Genomic DNA, 14,850 nt, shown 5'->3' with positions numbered 1-14,850 from the left:
CGCTCCTACACAAATGCGCCTCGGGTTCTGCAAGAATATGCGTCGAATATTTCCCTGCACCGAGATGCCATGTTGTCCTTTTCGTATTCCAATTCCTGCCACAGGGCGCAGCCATGACCGGCGCTATCGAGCTGGTCGAAACCGGCCCCGAGCACATGGAGCTGATCCGCAACCTGTATCAGTTCTACGCCTACGAGTCCTCGGACTGGGAACAGGAAGACGTCGAAGTCGACGGTCGCTTCTACATCCATGACGAGCATCTGGCGCGCTACTGGCAGGAGCCGCTCTGGAGCGCGCACCTGATCCTGGTGGACGGGTTCATCGCCGGGTTCCTGCTGATCGAGCGAAGCGAACTGCCCGGGATCGATGCCCTCGAACTGGCGGACCTGTTCATCCTCAAGAAGTACCGGCGCCAGGGTGTCGGCCGCGCCGTGGCCACGCAGGTGCTGACCAGCGGAACCAACGACTGGCTGGTGCGTTTCTACCCGCAGGACGAAATCGCCCTGGCGTTCTGGCGCACCGTGCTGGCCGAGCTTGAGCGACCGGTGCACGAGATCGCCCTGGATGATGATCCGCAATTGCTGAATTACCGGGTGACGCGCACGACTCACTGAGGGCGCGTTGCAAGTTGTACGGCCGGATCATAAGGCTGTCATTTTCGATCATTGAGCCAGGTATTTCCGGGTCGTATCGTCCTTCCAGCCCCCGACACGGGTGCGCCGATGCGCGCCTGACGGGCTTCCAGAAGAAGAACAATCGAGAGGAAGTGACGATGTCCGAACTGAACCTGCAACCCCAGGCCGCTGCCTCGCTGCAACGCTGGCACGAGATGGTCGAGCAGCAGGATCTTTCCGCGTTGCCGGAATTGCTGGCGGCGAATGTGGTGTTCCGCTCGCCCATGGCGCACACCCCTTATCCGGGGCCCATGGTGGTCTCGACCATCCTCAATACCGTGCTCAAGGTTTTCAACGACTTCACCTATCACCGCCAACTGGCGACCGCCGATGGCCTTGGCGTGGTGCTGGAGTTCAGCGCACACGTCGATGGGCGCGACCTGAAGGGCATCGACATGATCCACTTCGACGAGCAGGGCAAGATCGTCGATTTCGAGGTGATGGTTCGCCCCATGAGCGGCCTGCAGGCGCTCGGCGCAGAAATGGGACGACGCCTGGGCGCCTATCTGGCGGAAGCCAAGGCTGCCGTCTGAGGGCGTGGCACGGGCCATGAGATAGTCCATGGCCCGTGCGCGCCGTCAATTCCGCCCGGCGATCCAGCGGCGATAGCGTCGCGTCCGGGACGAGGTCGAAACCTGCTGCCCCAGCAGGGCGATCAGCGGCGAAACATTCGGTCGCGTGGCGCGCCCCTTGCTCAACCGTTGCAACTGGTACTTCACCACCGCCATGTTGGCCATGGCGCCGAGTGTCTTGTTCTTCCAGGTGATGGGGCGCAGGGCAGGGGCGCTGTCGCCACCGTTCGACCACTCCCGCGGCAGATTCGGATTGATTGAAAGCGCCGTGGCCATTCCGGCCAGGGCGATCCCGCTCTGGATGACTTTCTCCGCCACGGCCCGCCGCCGGATGCCGCCGGTGACCATCAATGGCATCCGCGCAACGGCTGCGATGCTTTCAGCGAATTCGAGGAAGTAGGCCTCGCGGGCGAGGGTGCGGCCATCGCGAGCCTGGCCTTGCATGGCCGGGGCTTCATAGCTGCCACCGGATAGCTCGACCAGGTCCACCCGATGCTCGTTGAGCATGGCGACCACGCTGCGCGCATCCTCCGGGCTGAAGCCGCCGCGTTGGAAGTCCGCCGAGTTCAGTTTCACCGACACCACGAACCCCGGCGACACCGCGTCACGAACGCCCTGGACGATGTCGATGAGCAGGCGTGCGCGATTCTCGATGGAACCGCCCCAGCGATCCTGGCGCTTGTTGCTGATCGGCGAGAGGAACTGGCTGAGCAGGTAGCCATGCGCGGCGTGAATCTGCACGCCGTTGAATCCGCTGCGTTCGGCCAGTTGCGCGGCAGTGACGAAGCGACTGCGCACTTCCTCGATATCCGCTTCGGACATTTCGCGGGGCACACGGAACTGGTTGGAGAACTTGCCCAGGTCCAGCGGCACGGCGGAGGGTGCCAGGGTCGGCTGGCCCAGGGCGGCCGGCGTCTGTCGGCCCGGATGGTTGATCTGCATCCAGACCTGGGCACCACGCGAGCGGGCGACCTCGGCCCAGCGCCGGAAGTGCTCGAGGTGGCTGTCCGTTTCCAGCACCACGCCACCGGGGCCGGTCATGGCGCGGCCATCCACCATCACATTGCCGGTGATGATCAGGCCGGCACCACCATCGGCCCAATGCTGGTAGAGGCGCAGCAGCTCTGCGGACGGCGCATGGTTGTCGTCGGCCATGTTTTCTTCCATGGCCGCCTTGGCCAGGCGGTTGGGTATCCGGGCGCCATTGGGCAATGCAAGTGGTTCGAACAGGCTCATCGGTAGCTCCTCTTCTGCGGAGCCAGAATCCTAAGTTTAAAGTTAACTTTAATGTCAATAGGTCAGGGCGAATGCTCGGGCAAGGGCTGGAATGACCCGCAACGGGTGCCGTGAAAGCCCGTAGACGCGCGGGCAGGTGCCGGACGTATCCCAATGTATCCAGGCCCCGATCTTCATCGAGTCGCTTACAAATGCTTTTTCCTCCAGATACGTCACGGATACACGGCTGAGGCGAAATGGCCACACCCGAACGAGGCCAGCCCAGGCGCCTCGCTCCAGGGTCCCAATAGCCCTTGTGGCAAGCCTCGCGCGCCTTGGTCGCGCAACGAATCCGGAGAAATGCCATGTCTCGCCCCCAGTTCTCGAACAAGACCCGTATTGGCCTGATCGCTGTCGCCCTGGCTGGCGGCATGCAGATGACTTCTGCCTTTGCCGTTGAGGCACTGCCCCAGGGCTACATGCTCGCCGCTGCCGACAAGTCCGCTGAAGGCAAGTGTGGCGAAGGCAAATGTGGTGCGGCGGAAGCCAGCGGTTCCAAGGCCGCCGAAGGCAAGTGCGGTGAAGGCAAGTGCGGTGCCGCCGAAGCAAGCAACACCAAGGCGGCCGAAGGCAAATGTGGCGAAGGCAAGTGCGGCGATGCCTCCTTCGCGCGCACCGATACCGATGACGACGGCCTGGTATCGCGCAAGGAACTCCTGACCGTGGCGCCGAAGGGCGAAGCGGAGTTCATTGCGATGGACACCAACAAGGACGGCTTCCTGTCCGAAGGCGAGGTTTACAAGTTCCGCAGCAACCAGTACCTGTCCAACGGCAAGAAAGTCCCCACCGAGCTGTTCACCAAGATGAGCCAGGCCAAGAACTGATCCTCGCGTCCTGATCCATCTCCCCGGTGTCGAGCGCCGGGGAGGTTCCTCACCTTCGGGAGAACACCCATGAACGCTGCTGCCTTCCCCCAGGGCGCAGGCCTTGGCTTGCGCCGTGCCTTGTTGCCCGAGCTACTGGCGATGGATGCCGGTGCCGTGGATTTCCTCGAGTGCGCCCCGGACAACTGGATCCATGTCGGTGGACACCACGGAGACGCCCTGGCGCGCCTGTCCGAGCGCTTCCCGCTGGCTTGCCATGGCCTCTCGCTTTCCCTCGGCGGCCCGGCACCACTGGATCGCGAGCTGCTGCGGCGCATCCGCGAGTTCCTCGACGGACACAAGGTCGCGTTCTTCAGTGAGCACCTGAGTTACTGCTCGGACGATGGCCAGCTCTACGATCTGCTGCCGCTGCCTTTTACCGACGAGTCGGTACGCCATGTCGCCGCGCGCATCCGCCAGACCCAGGACGCCCTGGAACGACGCATCGCCGTGGAGAACATTTCCTACTACGCCGCGCCCTACCAGGCCCTGCGGGAGATCGATTTCCTCCGCGCGGTGTTGGAGGAGGCCGACTGCGACTTGCTGTTGGACGTCAACAACCTCTACGTCAACTCGATCAACCACGGTTACGACGCCAGCGAGTACATGGCTGCTCTGCCGGCGGAGCGGGTCGTCTACCTGCATGTGGCGGGTCATTACGACGAAGCGCCGGACCTGAAGATCGACACCCATGGCGCCACAGTGAAGGGCGACGTCTGGTCGCTGCTGGAACAGGCCTACCAGCGCTTCGGTGCGCTGCCGACGCTGCTGGAGCGTGACTTCAATTTCCCGCCATTGGCGGAGCTGCTGCGCGAGGTCGAACAGATTCGCGTACGCCAACAGGCAGCCCTTTCGTGGCCGGAGGTGCGCCGTGCATGAAGTCCTGCATGAACAGCTGATGAGCATGGCGCGTCATGTGCGCGACCCGCAGAACAATGCCCCGCCTCCCGGTATCGAACCGCGCCGCCTGGCTGTGTACCGCCGGTTGTTCTTCGGCAATGTGGACTCGCTGCTCGCGGGCTGCTTTCCGGTCATCCGCGCCAGCCTCGGTGCGCAGCGCTGGCAGGCCCTGATCGAGGCCTTCTTTGCCGATTACCGCTGCCAGACGCCGCTGTTCACTGAAATCTCCGGTGAGTTCGTCAGCTATCTGGAGGAGGGCGGCGCCGACGCGCTCGAACTGCCGGCCTGGCTGCCGGAACTGGCCCATTACGAGTGGGTGGAAGCCGCGCTGCTCCTCAGCGACAGCAGCGAACCGGATCATGACCCCGAGGGCAGCCTGCTCGACGGTACTCCTGTGCTGTCCAGCCTGGCCTGGCCGCTGGCCTATCAGTGGCCGGTGAGCGAGATCGGTCCCGACTTCTTGCCGAACGACGTGCCTGATCAGCCGACCCTGGTGCTGGCACGGCGCGGTGTCTACAAGAACATCCACTTCTCGCGCCTGGCACCGCTTGCCCATGCGCTGCTCATGTCCCTGCAGGAGCGTGACTGCTCCGGCCATGAACATCTCCACGCCCTGGCCGAGGCCATAGGCGTGCACAGCGAGGACCTGCTGCCGCAAGGCCTGGCCCTGCTGGAAAACCTGCGCGCCCAGGGCGTGGTGCTTGGCACCCGTATCTGAGGCGCAGACAAATGCCGGCGTCCGCCGGCGCTACCTTCCCTGTACCCAGGAAACACATTGATGACCGCAATCCTGCAAAGCACCCTCTATACCGCCCAGACGCGCACCACCGGTGGCCGCGATGGTCGCGGTGAATCCTCCGACGGCGAGCTGAACGTGCTCCTGAGCCCGCCTAATTCGGGGCGACCGGGAACCAATCCGGAGCAACTGCTGGGCGTCGGCTGGTCGGCCTGCTTCATCGGTGCCCTGCGCCGCGCCGGTCAGAGCCTGCAAATCCGTCTGCCGGACGATGTGGCGGTGGTCGCTGACATCGCCCTGGGCAACACCGCCGACGGCGGCTTTGCCCTGGCGGCGAAGCTGCGGGTGGAACTGCCGGGCCTGGCGAGCGATGACAAAGCCCGCCTGGTCGAAATGGCACACCAGCTCTGCCCGTATTCCAAGGCAACCCGCGACAACATCGAGGTGACCTTCGACATTCCCTGATCGAATTCGGCCAGCCCAAAGCCCGCGTGCCGAGAGCACGCGGGCTTTTTTCATTGCGGTGGCAATGTTGGGCCTCGTTCCTCGGACCAACCTACGGCAGGACTACGTCCTGCATGGCGAATGAATTCGCCCCTACGAAGAGCCGCCGAATGGCAGGCTGTTCGCTGTAGGAGCGAATTCATTCGCGATTGGCCAGCGAAGCTGGCCCGTAGGGTGGATAGTGCTCTTCTATCCACCAATTCTTGCAGGCAGGTACCGCCTCAGTCTGCGGCACTTAGCTCCAGCCGTGCGCAGAGGCCGCCGCCGTCGCGGTTCGCCAAGGTCAGGCGTGCGCCCAGTGCCTGGCTCAGTTGCTGGGCGATGGCCAGGCCAAGGCCGGTGCCGCCGGTGGTGCGGTTGCGCGAGCTTTCCACGCGATAGAACGGCTTGAAGACCTCCTGCAGGTCCTCTTCGGCGATGCCCGGTCCATTGTCATTCACCAGCACCTGTACCTTGCCGTGCGCATCTCGTTGCACGGCCACCTGCGCGCTGCCGCCAAACTTCAGCGCGTTGTCGATCAGGTTGCTGAGCACTCTGCGGAAAGCATGGGGGCGGGTCTCCAGCAGCAGGCCGCTAAAGCCAGCGAGGGTCACTGCCTGTCCGCTGTCCTGGTAATCGCACACGAGGCTGTCGAGGAAGGCATCGAGGTCGACCCGGCACAGCGCTTCGCTGGCACCGTCCATGCTGCGGGCGTAGGCAACGCCTTCACGCACCAGATGCTGCATTTCGTTCAGGTCGCTCCACAGCTTCTCGCGCTCCGGGGAGGGGTCCATCTGCTCCACACGCAGTTTCATCCGCGTGATGGGGGTCTGCAGGTCGTGGGAGATGGCGGCCAGCAACTGCATGCGCTCTTTCAGGTACGCACCGATGCGTCCTTGCAACGCATTGAAAGCGCGGGCCGCGTAGGAGACTTCCTGAGGACCGCGCTCGTCGAGTTCGGGGCCGGGCGTGTCCGGGTCGAGATGGTCCACGGCCTCTGCGAGACGGGTAAGCGGACGGATCGCCATGCGGACTGCCAGCCAGGTGCAAAAAAGCAGTACCGCCAATTGCAGGATCAGCATCACCGGCAGCCACTGGGCCATCGGAATGGGGCCCGGAGTGACGTCCACCGTCAACGGGCGGCCGTCGCTCAATGTCAGGTGCGCCTGGAAATGCGGCCGCGGGCCGGGAATGTTTTCGAAACGCAGCGGATAACGCTGGCCGATCGCCTCTGCAATGGAACTGGCCGCCATGTGGGGCTGGGTCATGTCCATGGGCTCGCCCGGCGTACCCGCATCGAGCCGATAGCGGTAATTGCGCCGCTCCAACAGCGACAACCAGGTGGCACGCTCCTCCGCCGGCAAGCGGTCGATCAGCGCCACGGCAGTGCTCACGTCGTGTTCGAGGTTGCCGAGCATGACGTCGCGCCCGGTCTGGTAGCGCTCGTAGAACTGCGAGGCGAACGACATCCCGTAGGCCAGCACCAGCCCCGTGAGGAAAATCAGCGCCAGGCGGGCGGCCAGGGTGGTTGGCCAGCGGGGCAGGGCCATCACGTCGTGGGCTCGATCAGTTGCACGGGTAGCGAGAAGACATAGCCCTCGCTGCGCACCGTCTTGATGTAGGCGGATTCGCGCGCATCGTCCTGCAGGCGTTGACGCAGACGGCTCACCAGCAGGTCGATGGAGCGGTCGAACACGTCAGCCTCGCGGCCCTGGGTGAGGTTGAGCAATTGCTCGCGGCTGAGCACGCGCTGCGGGTGATCGAGGAATACCCGCAGCAGTCGATACTCCGCGCCGCTCAGGGCGACCAGCGTACCTTCGTCATCCAGCAGGTGGCGCGCGGTGGTGTCCAGGCGCCATTTGCCGAAGCCGATCAACCGGCTGCTTTCGCTGATCTGCAAGTTCGGCGGCAGCATGCGGGTGCGGCGGATCACGGCGTTGATCCGCGCCAGCAGTTCACGGGCCGAGAAGGGCTTGGTCAGGTAGTCGTCGGCGCCCATTTCCAGGCCGATGATGCGGTCGGTCTCTTCGTTGCGCGCTGTCAGCATCAGCACCGGGGTCGCCTTGTGCTTGCCCACGCGCAGTTCGCGGCACAGGCGCAGGCCGTCATCGCCGGGCATCATGATGTCGAGGACGATCAGGTCGACGGTATTGGCCTCGAGGAAGGCGCGCATCTGCCGGCCATCGGCCGCCAGACTGACGCGCAGGCCATTCTTCTTCAGGTAATTGCCGACGAGTTCGCGAATCTCCCGGTCGTCGTCAACGACCAGGATGTGATCGACATGGTCCATGGAAAAACCTCGTTAGTGGCTGTTCGACGCCCAGTGTATCGGGCATTCCCGCGCTTGCCCGCCACCCTTTGTATTTCACTGTATCCGCCGCGCTTGCTGATACCTGCCAGCGCAATCCCGGTCGGCACCGGACACATCGTCGATACCTCCCCGCAATGAAATGGGTACCCAGCGGATGCCCCCTTGCATCCGTCCCTTTACTCAATCGGTCGGGAGATCAGCATGAAACTCGCAACCCTGGGCACCGCCGTTTTGCTGGCAGCCACCTTCAATGCCATCAGCGTTACGGCGCAGGCCGCCGACAGCGTCAAGCCGGAGCCGTACCGTTACGGAACGCACCTGGATGTCAGCAAAGTAGTGTCGCTGCGCGAGGCACCCTCGGTTCTATGCCAGGTGGTCGATGCGCGCATGGATTACCTGGACTCCAAGGGCAAGCTGCACAGCCTGGAATACCGCAAGCATGCCAGCGTCTGCGGCAACGAAAACTGACACTCGACGCCTGACTCCGTCCCGGTGATTACCGGGCCACATCTGCCACCGAGGTGCCTATGCTGCTCGTTGCCTTTCTAGGCGGGGTGTTGACCCTGTTCAGCCCCTGCGTACTGCCTGTCCTGCCCTTGTTGTTCTCCCGTGCCGGCGGTCCCGCCTGGTTGCCACTGCTGACACTGACAGGGCTGGCCTCCGGTTTTGCCGTACTCGCCAGCCTCGCGGTGGTTTCCAGTGAATGGGTGATCAACGCCAGCCAGTGGGGGCGCTATCTCGCCCTGGTGTTGCTGGCCGCCTCGGCGGCGGCCCTGCTTTCTTCGCGAATTGGCACCTGGCTGTCGCGCCCCTGGGTGTGGTTGGGCGACCGCCTGCAAGGCGATGCCCGCAGCCTGCCGCCAGCGCTTTCGGCCTGGCTGATGGGTTTTGCCGCCGGCCTGCTCTGGGCGCCCTGTGCCGGCCCCATTCTGGGTTTGATCCTGTCCGGTGCCATGCTCAACGGCGCCAGTGCCTCCACCAGTCTGCTGCTGCTCAGCTATGGGCTCGGCGGTGCCGTGGCGATGGGAGGGCTGATCTTCCTCGGGCGTGGCGTGTTCGAGCGGGCGAAGCTGTCGTTGGGCGCGGTGGAATGGCTGCGTCGCGGCGCCGGTGCAGTGGCGTTGCTGGCGGTCGTCGGCATTGCCACGGGCACCACTGACCAGCTGTCCGGCGTGGGGTCTTCCCGGCTGGCGGCCGAACTTGAGCGCAAGGTGATCGAGGGTGTTCCTGCCGTGCTGGAGAGCGTGGTAGGCAGTGCCCGTGCGGACAGCATCGAACAACTGCCAGACCTGGGCGCCATGCCATCGCTGCAGGGAGCGACCCAGTGGCTCAACGGCCCGCCGCTCAGCAACGAACAACTGCTTGGCAAGGTGGTGCTGGTGGACTTCTGGACCTTCGACTGCATCAACTGCCGCAACAGCCTGCCGTACGTGAACCAGTGGGCCGCGCGTTACGCCGACAAGGGCCTGGTGGTGATCGGTGTGCACACGCCCGAATACCCCTTCGAACGGAAGATCGACAACGTGCGTGAGGCGATCGATCGCCTGGGCGTCAAGCACCCGGTGGCCGTCGACAATCAGTACCGCATCTGGAATGCCTTCACCAACCAGTACTGGCCGGCGCATTACTTCATCGATGCCAACGGGCGCGTCCGTCACCTGCATATCGGTGAAGGCGACTATGACGACCAGGAGGCGATCATCCAGAAGCTGCTGCAGGAACGAGCGGAAGCGGGGAAGACCGCAAGCTGATCTGATCCAGGTGCGCGGCTGCAGGAGGCGCCGCGCAATACCTGGTGGTAAAGGTGTTTTGGAGGGACTTGCCCGAGATGGTAGGTTCCTCCGCCCTTATCCATGATCGAAGGACGACCTCTATGCGCCCGACAGGAACGTGCCGCGCACAGATTTTCTTGTTGAGCCTTGCAGCATTGCTCGGCGGCCAGGCCATGGCGAAGGATGCGCCGGAAGCCATCGACGCCAGCGTCGATCAGGCCGCCCGCCAGGTGATGCAGCAGTACGGCATTCCGGGCCTGGCCATTGGCGTCATCGCCCAGGGCGAGCGACGCTTCTACAACTATGGCGTGGCATCGAAGGCCACCGGCGAGGCTGTCACCGGCGACACGCTGTTCGAAGTGGGCTCCATCAGCAAGACCCTGACCGTGACCTTGGCCACCTACGCAGCAGCCAGTGGCAAGTTGTCGCTCACCGACAGCCCGAGCAACTACCTGCCGGCGCTCAAGGGCAGCCGGATGGACCAGGTGACGCTGCTCAATCTCGCCACCCATACCGCTGGCGGCTTTCCTCTGCAATTGCCCGATGACGTCCGCAACGAACGCCAGTTGATGGACTACTTCAGCGCCTGGAAACCCCAGTTCGCTCCGGGCACCTACCGCACCTATGCCAACCCCAGCATCGGACTGCTGGGTGTGATTGCCGCCAAGAGCCTGGGCGTGCCCTATGCCCAGGCGATGGAACGCGACCTGCTGCCAAAGCTCGGCATGGGTAACACCTGGATCGACGTGCCAGCCAGTGCGATGCCGCATTACGCCCAAGGCTACGACAAGCAGGACGCGCCTGTACGGGTGAACCCGGCGATGCTGGCGGCAGAAGCTTATGGCGTGAAGACCAGCAGCAAGGACTTGCTGCATTTCGTCGAAGCCAACCTGGGCCTGGTTGTAATGGATGGCGCCTTGCAGAAGGCGATAGACGCCACGCGCACCGGCTACTACAGGCTGGGCGCCATGACCCAGGACCTGATCTGGGAGCAGTACGACTACCCGGTGGCGCTGCAAACGCTACTGGAAGGCAATGCCAGCCGGATGGCCCTTGAAAGTCATGCCGTCACGTCCCTTACGCCGCCCCTGGCGCCGCAACAGGCGGTCTGGGTCAACAAGACCGGCTCGACCAATGGCTTCGGGGCCTATGTGGCCTTCATTCCGGAGAAGAAGCTTGGCATCGTGCTGTTGGCGAACAAGAACTATCCGAACGAAGAGCGGGTGAAGCTGGCGTACCGCATTCTCGGGGAGTTGGACGCGAAGCCGTAGGTTGTAGGGGCTATTTCAATCGCCGAACGTGTAGGAGCGAGGGGGATGCCGAGTTCTTGCTCGCGAACAGTCCGGGCGCAAATCTTTCGCGAGCAAGCTCGCTCCTACAGGTCCCCATGAAAAAGGGAGGCCGAAGCCTCCCTTTTTTGCCTTCAGGCGATTACCACTTGCCGGTGCTCATGCCGCCATCCACGGCCAGGACGACGCCGGTGGTGAAGTCGGCCTTGGCCAGGTACAGCACGGCATCGGCGATCTCCTGGACGGTGCCGACGCGGCCGGACGGCGCCAGGTTGTTGAGGAAGTCGCGAGCGGCCGGGTCGTGCATCGGGGTGTCGATGATGCCGGGGGCCACCGCGTTCACCTGGATGTTGTGCGGCGACAGCTCCAGGGCCAGGGCACGGGTCAGCTGGTTGACGCCACCCTTGATCAGCACCGGCAGGGCTGCGGGTACATTGATGTTCGGCTGCAGGGCGACCGCCGCAGAGATATTGATGATGTGCCCACCGCCTTGCTGCTGCATGTGCGCCGCCGCTACCTGGGACGTGTAGACGACGCCCTTGAGGTTGGTATCCAGCAGGCCTTCCAGATCTTCCGGGGTGTAGTCGACAAAGGGTTTCGGGAGGAAGAAGCCGGCATTGTTGACCAGCACGTCCACGCTGCCGAAGGCTTCGATTGCCGCGGCGAAGGCGTTGCGGGCAGTGGCCGGATCGGCAACGTCACCGGCGACGCCAATGAAGCTGGCGGGATTGCCCAGGCTGGCGGCGGCTTCCTCGAGGCGCTCGCTGGAGCGGGCAGTACCGACGACGTTGTAGCCGTTGTCGATGAAGGCCTTGGCCAGGCCCAGGCCGATGCCGCTGGATGCGCCGGTGATGATTGCGGTTTTCTTGCTCATGGTGTGTTCCTCACAGAGATAGTCGGGGGCTTCTTCAGCGGGTCCGGTAAGTGGTTCGCTGTTGGGGAGGACTATATTCATGCGCTTGAAGTCTAAAAATCCGCTTTGCCTTGTTTTAGTTGATACGCGGTGTAACTAATCGCCTTGGCGCTGGCGAGCCGATTTGTACGCTTCTGTATCTGGGCGGCCGGGGCTTACACAGGTGTGCAAAGTAGCCACGGTGCGACACATCGAGGGCATCCGCGCCGTAGAGACTGATGCCCACGACCTCCGTGGGATGAAATCGATGAAAACCCTGAAAAGCTTCCTGACGTCCATAGCCTTTTCCCTGGCCGGTGTCGCCGTGCATACGAACGCCGCCACCGAGAATCAGCGCAATTCAAGCGGCGTGTGCTTCCAATCGACTCCGCTCGGCAGCCGGAAGGCGTTGCCAGAGGCGGGCAGGGATGGCATGGCAAGCGACTCGCTCGAAGCGCCGATCGAGCGCGCACAAGTCTGACGGCAGGCCGTGCGGGGGAGGGTAATCCTTTGAAGGGCGGGCATCGGCCGGGCGTGTTCCCCGGCCGCATCCCTTACTCGTAGGCCGAGCGGTAGGCGAAGATCCCCGGCAGGCCGCCGGTCATGACGAAGAGGAGGTTGCTGCCCGCCGGGAAATCACCCCGCCGGACCGCGGCCAGCAAGCCTGCGAATGCCTTGCCGCCGTATACCGGATCGACCAGTAATCCTTCGTGGGAGGCCAGCAGTCGGGTGGCTTCCAGCATCGCCTCGGTAGGTGCGCCATAGGCATCGCCACGCTGGCTCCCGTCGATCCGCACCAAGCTTTCATCCAGCGTGGATGACGAATCGAGGAGCTGCATGACTTGGCGGGTCTTGTCGACGGTAGCCGTCAGCGCCTGCTCCTCGGTGGCAAGTACGGTGTAGCCGGTGATACGCGTAGAAGCACCCGCCAGCGCAATGCCCGCCAAGAGCCCAGCGTGGGTTCCGCCGCTGCCGTTGGGAATGATGATCTGCGTGAACTCCAGGCCGAGGGCTGATGCCTGGCGGAGAATTTCGAGCGCACAGGCTGTATAGCCCAGGCTGCCTCTCGGGCTGGAGCCGCCCAGGGGCATGAAGAAGGGTTTTTGGCCTTGTTGCCTGAGCCTGTCCTGCAGCTCGGCCGCGTAGGCGTCGGGCGATGCGCCCTCCGGCAGGCGGTGGAGGGTCGCACCGAACAGGCCATCGAGAATCAGGTTGCCGCCATGGCGGAAATCGTCGTCGGAGCGCACGGCGGAGGGGGCCAGGATCAATTCGCAGGCCAGGCCGTGACGAGCCGCGACGGCTGCAGTGAGGCGCGCATGATTGGATTGCAGGCCGCCCCAGGTGACCAGGGTATCGGCACCTTCGGCCAGGGCTTCGCCGAGCAGGAACTCCAGCTTGCGTAGCTTGTTGCCGCCGCCACCCAGACCCGTCAGGTCATCGCGTTTCACATAAAGGTTGCAACCATTGAGGTCGGGAAGGGCGCTCAAGCGTGAAAGGCGCTGGATGGGCGTCGCGCCTTCCAGCAACGTCACCCTGGCGTAGCGTGCGAGCGACGCATCCAGGTGACCGAGATCGTTCGACATGCAGGCTGCTCCTGTGGTGTTGCGACGTCATGGATTGCCCACCCGGCGAATACCGGGTGGGGCAGGGCACGGGCGGGTCATCCGGGCTGGTTCTTGCGGTACTCCGTGGTGGTGATACCGGCGTAGCCCCAGTTATCGGTGTCCACTTCTTCGATGACGATATGGGTGAGGTCCGGGCGCTTGCCGAGCACGCGTTGCAGGGTGTCGGTGATTTCGGCGATGACCTGGGCTTTCTGCTCCCGGGTAACGCCGTCACGGGTGATACGAACGCTGACGAATGGCATGTTTTGGCTCCTACGGAGTTGCTTCAGTGAACACCGGGGCAACAGGACGACTGCGCCCACGGTACGGTTTCGCCACCAACAGAGGGTAGGCCTGGACGGCTTCGCTGAGCGGAAGCACCCGCACTATATTTGTGCCGCATGGGCGGATAAATGTAGCCTCGGATACTTCAGTTGATACTCGGTGTAATGAATCGTGAAACGGCATTTCGATGACATCCAGCTGGGCAGCATCGAGCTCTTCTGTCTCGCCGCGGAGGCGGGGAGTTTCACGGCTGCTGCGCTTTCGGCAGGGGTAACGCCGGCGGCCGTGAGCCGTTCGATTTCGCGGCTGGAGGAGCGCCTGGGTACGCGCCTGTTCGTGCGTACTACACGCAGCATCCGCCTCACGGAAGGCGGCCGTGCCTACTTCGAACAATGCCGGCAAGCCTTGACCCAGTTGGTCGAAGCCGAGCGCGAAGTGATGGGCAAGCAGCTCGAACCCGTCGGTGAATTGCGCATCAGCATTCCCACCACGTACGGGCATTACCGCATCCTGCCGTTGCTGTCCCGCTTTCGCGAACGCCACCCCGGCGTGAAGATCGACATCCACCTGAGCAACCGCAACATCGACTTCGTCGCGGAAGGCTATGACCTGGCGATCCGTGTGCGTGCCCAGCCGGACTCGACGCTGATCGCCCGGCACCTGGAAGATGCGCGACTGGTGGTGATCGCCACGCCGGACTACCTCGCCCGCGCCGGGACGCCCACCAGCCTCGGCGACCTCGAACAGCACGATTGCATCCAGTTCGAATTGCCCAGTAGCGGACGACGTATCTCCTGGCTGTTCACCGAGGACGGCAAGGAGCGGGAGATCTTCGCCAACGGCAACTACTGTTGCTCGGACGATGTGCTGGGCGGAGTGACCCTGGCCAGGCACGGCGCCGGGCTGTTCCAGACCTATCGCTTCATTGTCGAACGGGACCTGGAAGAGGGTTCACTGGTGGAGGTGCTTCCGGAATTCGGCGGTCGCTCTCGCCCTTACACCTTGCTGTATCCCCATGGACGCCACGTACCGTTACGCCTGCGCGCTTTCGTCGACTTCCTGATGGAGTGCCAGCGGGAGTGGAAGGTCTGATCGGTGGGAGGCTTTTACCGGCCCGGCGATTGAATTCGGCTATGGCTGAAAGATCGTTTCATCATCTTCCCGAACAGGCTCAGCACTCCCTGTGATAAGTCC

The 14,850-nt window shown here is 63.6% G+C and carries 17 protein-coding genes; 11 read left to right on the top strand and 6 right to left on the bottom strand.

Translation table 11 applies throughout. The features are described 5' to 3' along the window. The first annotated feature begins 113 nt into the window (after positions 1-113). Both E8E95_RS20675 and E8E95_RS20670 read left to right on the top strand, forming a co-directional pair. Positions 114-614: a GNAT family N-acetyltransferase gene (locus tag E8E95_RS20675; protein ID WP_280353520.1), complete on the top strand. Its 501-nt coding sequence runs from the start codon at positions 114-116 to the stop codon at positions 612-614. A 158-nt stretch (positions 615-772) separates the two neighbouring features. After that, on the top strand, positions 773-1,207 hold the full coding sequence (locus E8E95_RS20670; RefSeq protein WP_280353518.1) for a nuclear transport factor 2 family protein: 435 nt from the start codon (positions 773-775) through the stop codon (positions 1,205-1,207). A gap of 45 nt (positions 1,208-1,252) precedes the next feature. Here the strand turns inward: E8E95_RS20670 and E8E95_RS20665 are convergent, their stop codons facing one another. Next, on the bottom strand, positions 1,253-2,482 hold the full coding sequence (locus tag E8E95_RS20665) for an NADH:flavin oxidoreductase/NADH oxidase family protein (RefSeq protein ID WP_280353516.1): 1,230 nt from the start codon (positions 2,480-2,482) through the stop codon (positions 1,253-1,255). 344 nt (positions 2,483-2,826) lie between these two features. Here E8E95_RS20665 and E8E95_RS20660 point away from each other — a divergent pair, with 344 nt between their 5' ends. From E8E95_RS20660 to E8E95_RS20645, 4 genes are all read left to right on the top strand, one after another. Continuing rightward, positions 2,827-3,345 (top strand): hypothetical protein, encoded by a 519-nt coding sequence (locus E8E95_RS20660; protein ID WP_280353513.1) that lies wholly within the window; start codon positions 2,827-2,829, stop codon positions 3,343-3,345. Between the two features lie 69 nt (positions 3,346-3,414). After that, positions 3,415-4,263: a DUF692 domain-containing protein gene (locus tag E8E95_RS20655; protein WP_280353511.1), complete on the top strand. Its 849-nt coding sequence runs from the start codon at positions 3,415-3,417 to the stop codon at positions 4,261-4,263. Further along, a complete protein-coding gene (locus tag E8E95_RS20650) occupies positions 4,256-5,002 on the top strand; it encodes a putative DNA-binding domain-containing protein (protein WP_280353509.1) in 747 nt (248 codons plus the stop codon). The genes E8E95_RS20655 and E8E95_RS20650 overlap by 8 nt, the downstream gene beginning before the upstream one ends. A 60-nt stretch (positions 5,003-5,062) precedes the next feature. Beyond that, positions 5,063-5,485 carry an organic hydroperoxide resistance protein gene (locus E8E95_RS20645; RefSeq protein ID WP_280353507.1) on the top strand — a complete coding sequence of 141 codons (423 nt, stop codon included), beginning with the start codon at positions 5,063-5,065 and terminating at the stop codon, positions 5,483-5,485. Positions 5,486-5,745: 260 nt separating this feature from the next. On the opposite strand, the gene E8E95_RS20640 is transcribed toward E8E95_RS20645, so the two are convergent. Together E8E95_RS20640 and E8E95_RS20635 are read right to left on the bottom strand one after the other, a co-directional pair. Continuing rightward, on the bottom strand, positions 5,746-7,053 hold the full coding sequence (locus E8E95_RS20640) for a HAMP domain-containing sensor histidine kinase (RefSeq protein ID WP_280353700.1): 1,308 nt from the start codon (positions 7,051-7,053) through the stop codon (positions 5,746-5,748). Then, the gene (locus tag E8E95_RS20635; RefSeq protein ID WP_120651170.1) at positions 7,053-7,793 is read right to left on the bottom strand and encodes a response regulator; all 741 of its coding nucleotides are present in this window, start codon (positions 7,791-7,793) and stop codon (positions 7,053-7,055) included. The genes E8E95_RS20640 and E8E95_RS20635 overlap by 1 nt, the downstream gene beginning before the upstream one ends. Before the next feature lie 222 nt (positions 7,794-8,015). On the opposite strand from E8E95_RS20635, the gene E8E95_RS20630 reads away from it, so the two are divergent. The 3 genes from E8E95_RS20630 (at position 8,016) to ampC (ending at position 10,857) form a co-directional block, all read left to right on the top strand. Continuing rightward, the gene (locus tag E8E95_RS20630) at positions 8,016-8,282 is read left to right on the top strand and encodes a DUF2790 domain-containing protein (protein ID WP_280353503.1); all 267 of its coding nucleotides are present in this window, start codon (positions 8,016-8,018) and stop codon (positions 8,280-8,282) included. A 59-nt stretch (positions 8,283-8,341) separates the two neighbouring features. Continuing rightward, on the top strand, positions 8,342-9,565 hold the full coding sequence (locus tag E8E95_RS20625) for a redoxin family protein (protein WP_280353501.1): 1,224 nt from the start codon (positions 8,342-8,344) through the stop codon (positions 9,563-9,565). Positions 9,566-9,759: 194 nt separating this feature from the next. Beyond that, positions 9,760-10,857, top strand: coding sequence for a class C beta-lactamase (gene ampC, locus E8E95_RS20620; protein ID WP_280353698.1), 1,098 nt, complete (start codon positions 9,760-9,762; stop codon positions 10,855-10,857). A gap of 160 nt (positions 10,858-11,017) precedes the next feature. Here the strand turns inward: ampC and E8E95_RS20615 are convergent, their stop codons facing one another. Continuing rightward, a complete protein-coding gene (locus E8E95_RS20615; RefSeq protein ID WP_280353499.1) occupies positions 11,018-11,749 on the bottom strand; it encodes an SDR family oxidoreductase in 732 nt (243 codons plus the stop codon). Positions 11,750-12,035: 286 nt separating this feature from the next. On the opposite strand from E8E95_RS20615, the gene E8E95_RS20610 reads away from it, so the two are divergent. Next, positions 12,036-12,248: a hypothetical protein gene (locus tag E8E95_RS20610; RefSeq protein ID WP_280353496.1), complete on the top strand. Its 213-nt coding sequence runs from the start codon at positions 12,036-12,038 to the stop codon at positions 12,246-12,248. Between the two features lie 73 nt (positions 12,249-12,321). Here the strand turns inward: E8E95_RS20610 and E8E95_RS20605 are convergent, their stop codons facing one another. Then, positions 12,322-13,350 (bottom strand): D-cysteine desulfhydrase family protein, encoded by a 1,029-nt coding sequence (locus E8E95_RS20605; RefSeq protein ID WP_280353493.1) that lies wholly within the window; start codon positions 13,348-13,350, stop codon positions 12,322-12,324. A 77-nt stretch (positions 13,351-13,427) separates the two neighbouring features. After that, positions 13,428-13,634, bottom strand: coding sequence for a 4-oxalocrotonate tautomerase family protein (locus E8E95_RS20600; protein ID WP_077521251.1), 207 nt, complete (start codon positions 13,632-13,634; stop codon positions 13,428-13,430). A gap of 193 nt (positions 13,635-13,827) precedes the next feature. Between E8E95_RS20600 and E8E95_RS20595 the strand changes: the two genes are divergently transcribed. After that, positions 13,828-14,748: a LysR family transcriptional regulator gene (locus E8E95_RS20595; RefSeq protein ID WP_280353490.1), complete on the top strand. Its 921-nt coding sequence runs from the start codon at positions 13,828-13,830 to the stop codon at positions 14,746-14,748. The last annotated feature ends 102 nt before the right edge of the window (positions 14,749-14,850 follow it).

Source organism: Pseudomonas sp. BN414 (assembly GCF_029871275.1).
GTDB classification, from domain to species: domain Bacteria; phylum Pseudomonadota; class Gammaproteobacteria; order Pseudomonadales; family Pseudomonadaceae; genus Metapseudomonas; species Metapseudomonas resinovorans_C.
Note: the sequence above shows the minus strand (reverse complement) of the source record. Positions and strands in the feature narration are given on the sequence as shown.

Coding starts and splice junctions, on each gene's coding strand:
- E8E95_RS20675 (WP_280353520.1), top strand. CDS start 114: ATGACCGGCGCTATCGAGCTGGTCGAAACCGGCCCCGAGCACATGGAG.
- E8E95_RS20670 (WP_280353518.1), top strand. CDS start 773: ATGTCCGAACTGAACCTGCAACCCCAGGCCGCTGCCTCGCTGCAACGC.
- E8E95_RS20665 (WP_280353516.1), bottom strand. CDS start 2,482: ATGAGCCTGTTCGAACCACTTGCATTGCCCAATGGCGCCCGGATACCC.
- E8E95_RS20660 (WP_280353513.1), top strand. CDS start 2,827: ATGTCTCGCCCCCAGTTCTCGAACAAGACCCGTATTGGCCTGATCGCT.
- E8E95_RS20655 (WP_280353511.1), top strand. CDS start 3,415: ATGAACGCTGCTGCCTTCCCCCAGGGCGCAGGCCTTGGCTTGCGCCGT.
- E8E95_RS20645 (WP_280353507.1), top strand. CDS start 5,063: ATGACCGCAATCCTGCAAAGCACCCTCTATACCGCCCAGACGCGCACC.
- E8E95_RS20640 (WP_280353700.1), bottom strand. CDS start 7,053: ATGGCCCTGCCCCGCTGGCCAACCACCCTGGCCGCCCGCCTGGCGCTG.
- E8E95_RS20635 (WP_120651170.1), bottom strand. CDS start 7,793: ATGGACCATGTCGATCACATCCTGGTCGTTGACGACGACCGGGAGATT.
- E8E95_RS20630 (WP_280353503.1), top strand. CDS start 8,016: ATGAAACTCGCAACCCTGGGCACCGCCGTTTTGCTGGCAGCCACCTTC.
- E8E95_RS20625 (WP_280353501.1), top strand. CDS start 8,342: ATGCTGCTCGTTGCCTTTCTAGGCGGGGTGTTGACCCTGTTCAGCCCC.
- ampC (WP_280353698.1), top strand. CDS start 9,760: ATGGCGAAGGATGCGCCGGAAGCCATCGACGCCAGCGTCGATCAGGCC.
- E8E95_RS20615 (WP_280353499.1), bottom strand. CDS start 11,749: ATGAGCAAGAAAACCGCAATCATCACCGGCGCATCCAGCGGCATCGGC.
- E8E95_RS20610 (WP_280353496.1), top strand. CDS start 12,036: ATGAAAACCCTGAAAAGCTTCCTGACGTCCATAGCCTTTTCCCTGGCC.
- E8E95_RS20605 (WP_280353493.1), bottom strand. CDS start 13,350: ATGTCGAACGATCTCGGTCACCTGGATGCGTCGCTCGCACGCTACGCC.
- E8E95_RS20600 (WP_077521251.1), bottom strand. CDS start 13,634: ATGCCATTCGTCAGCGTTCGTATCACCCGTGACGGCGTTACCCGGGAG.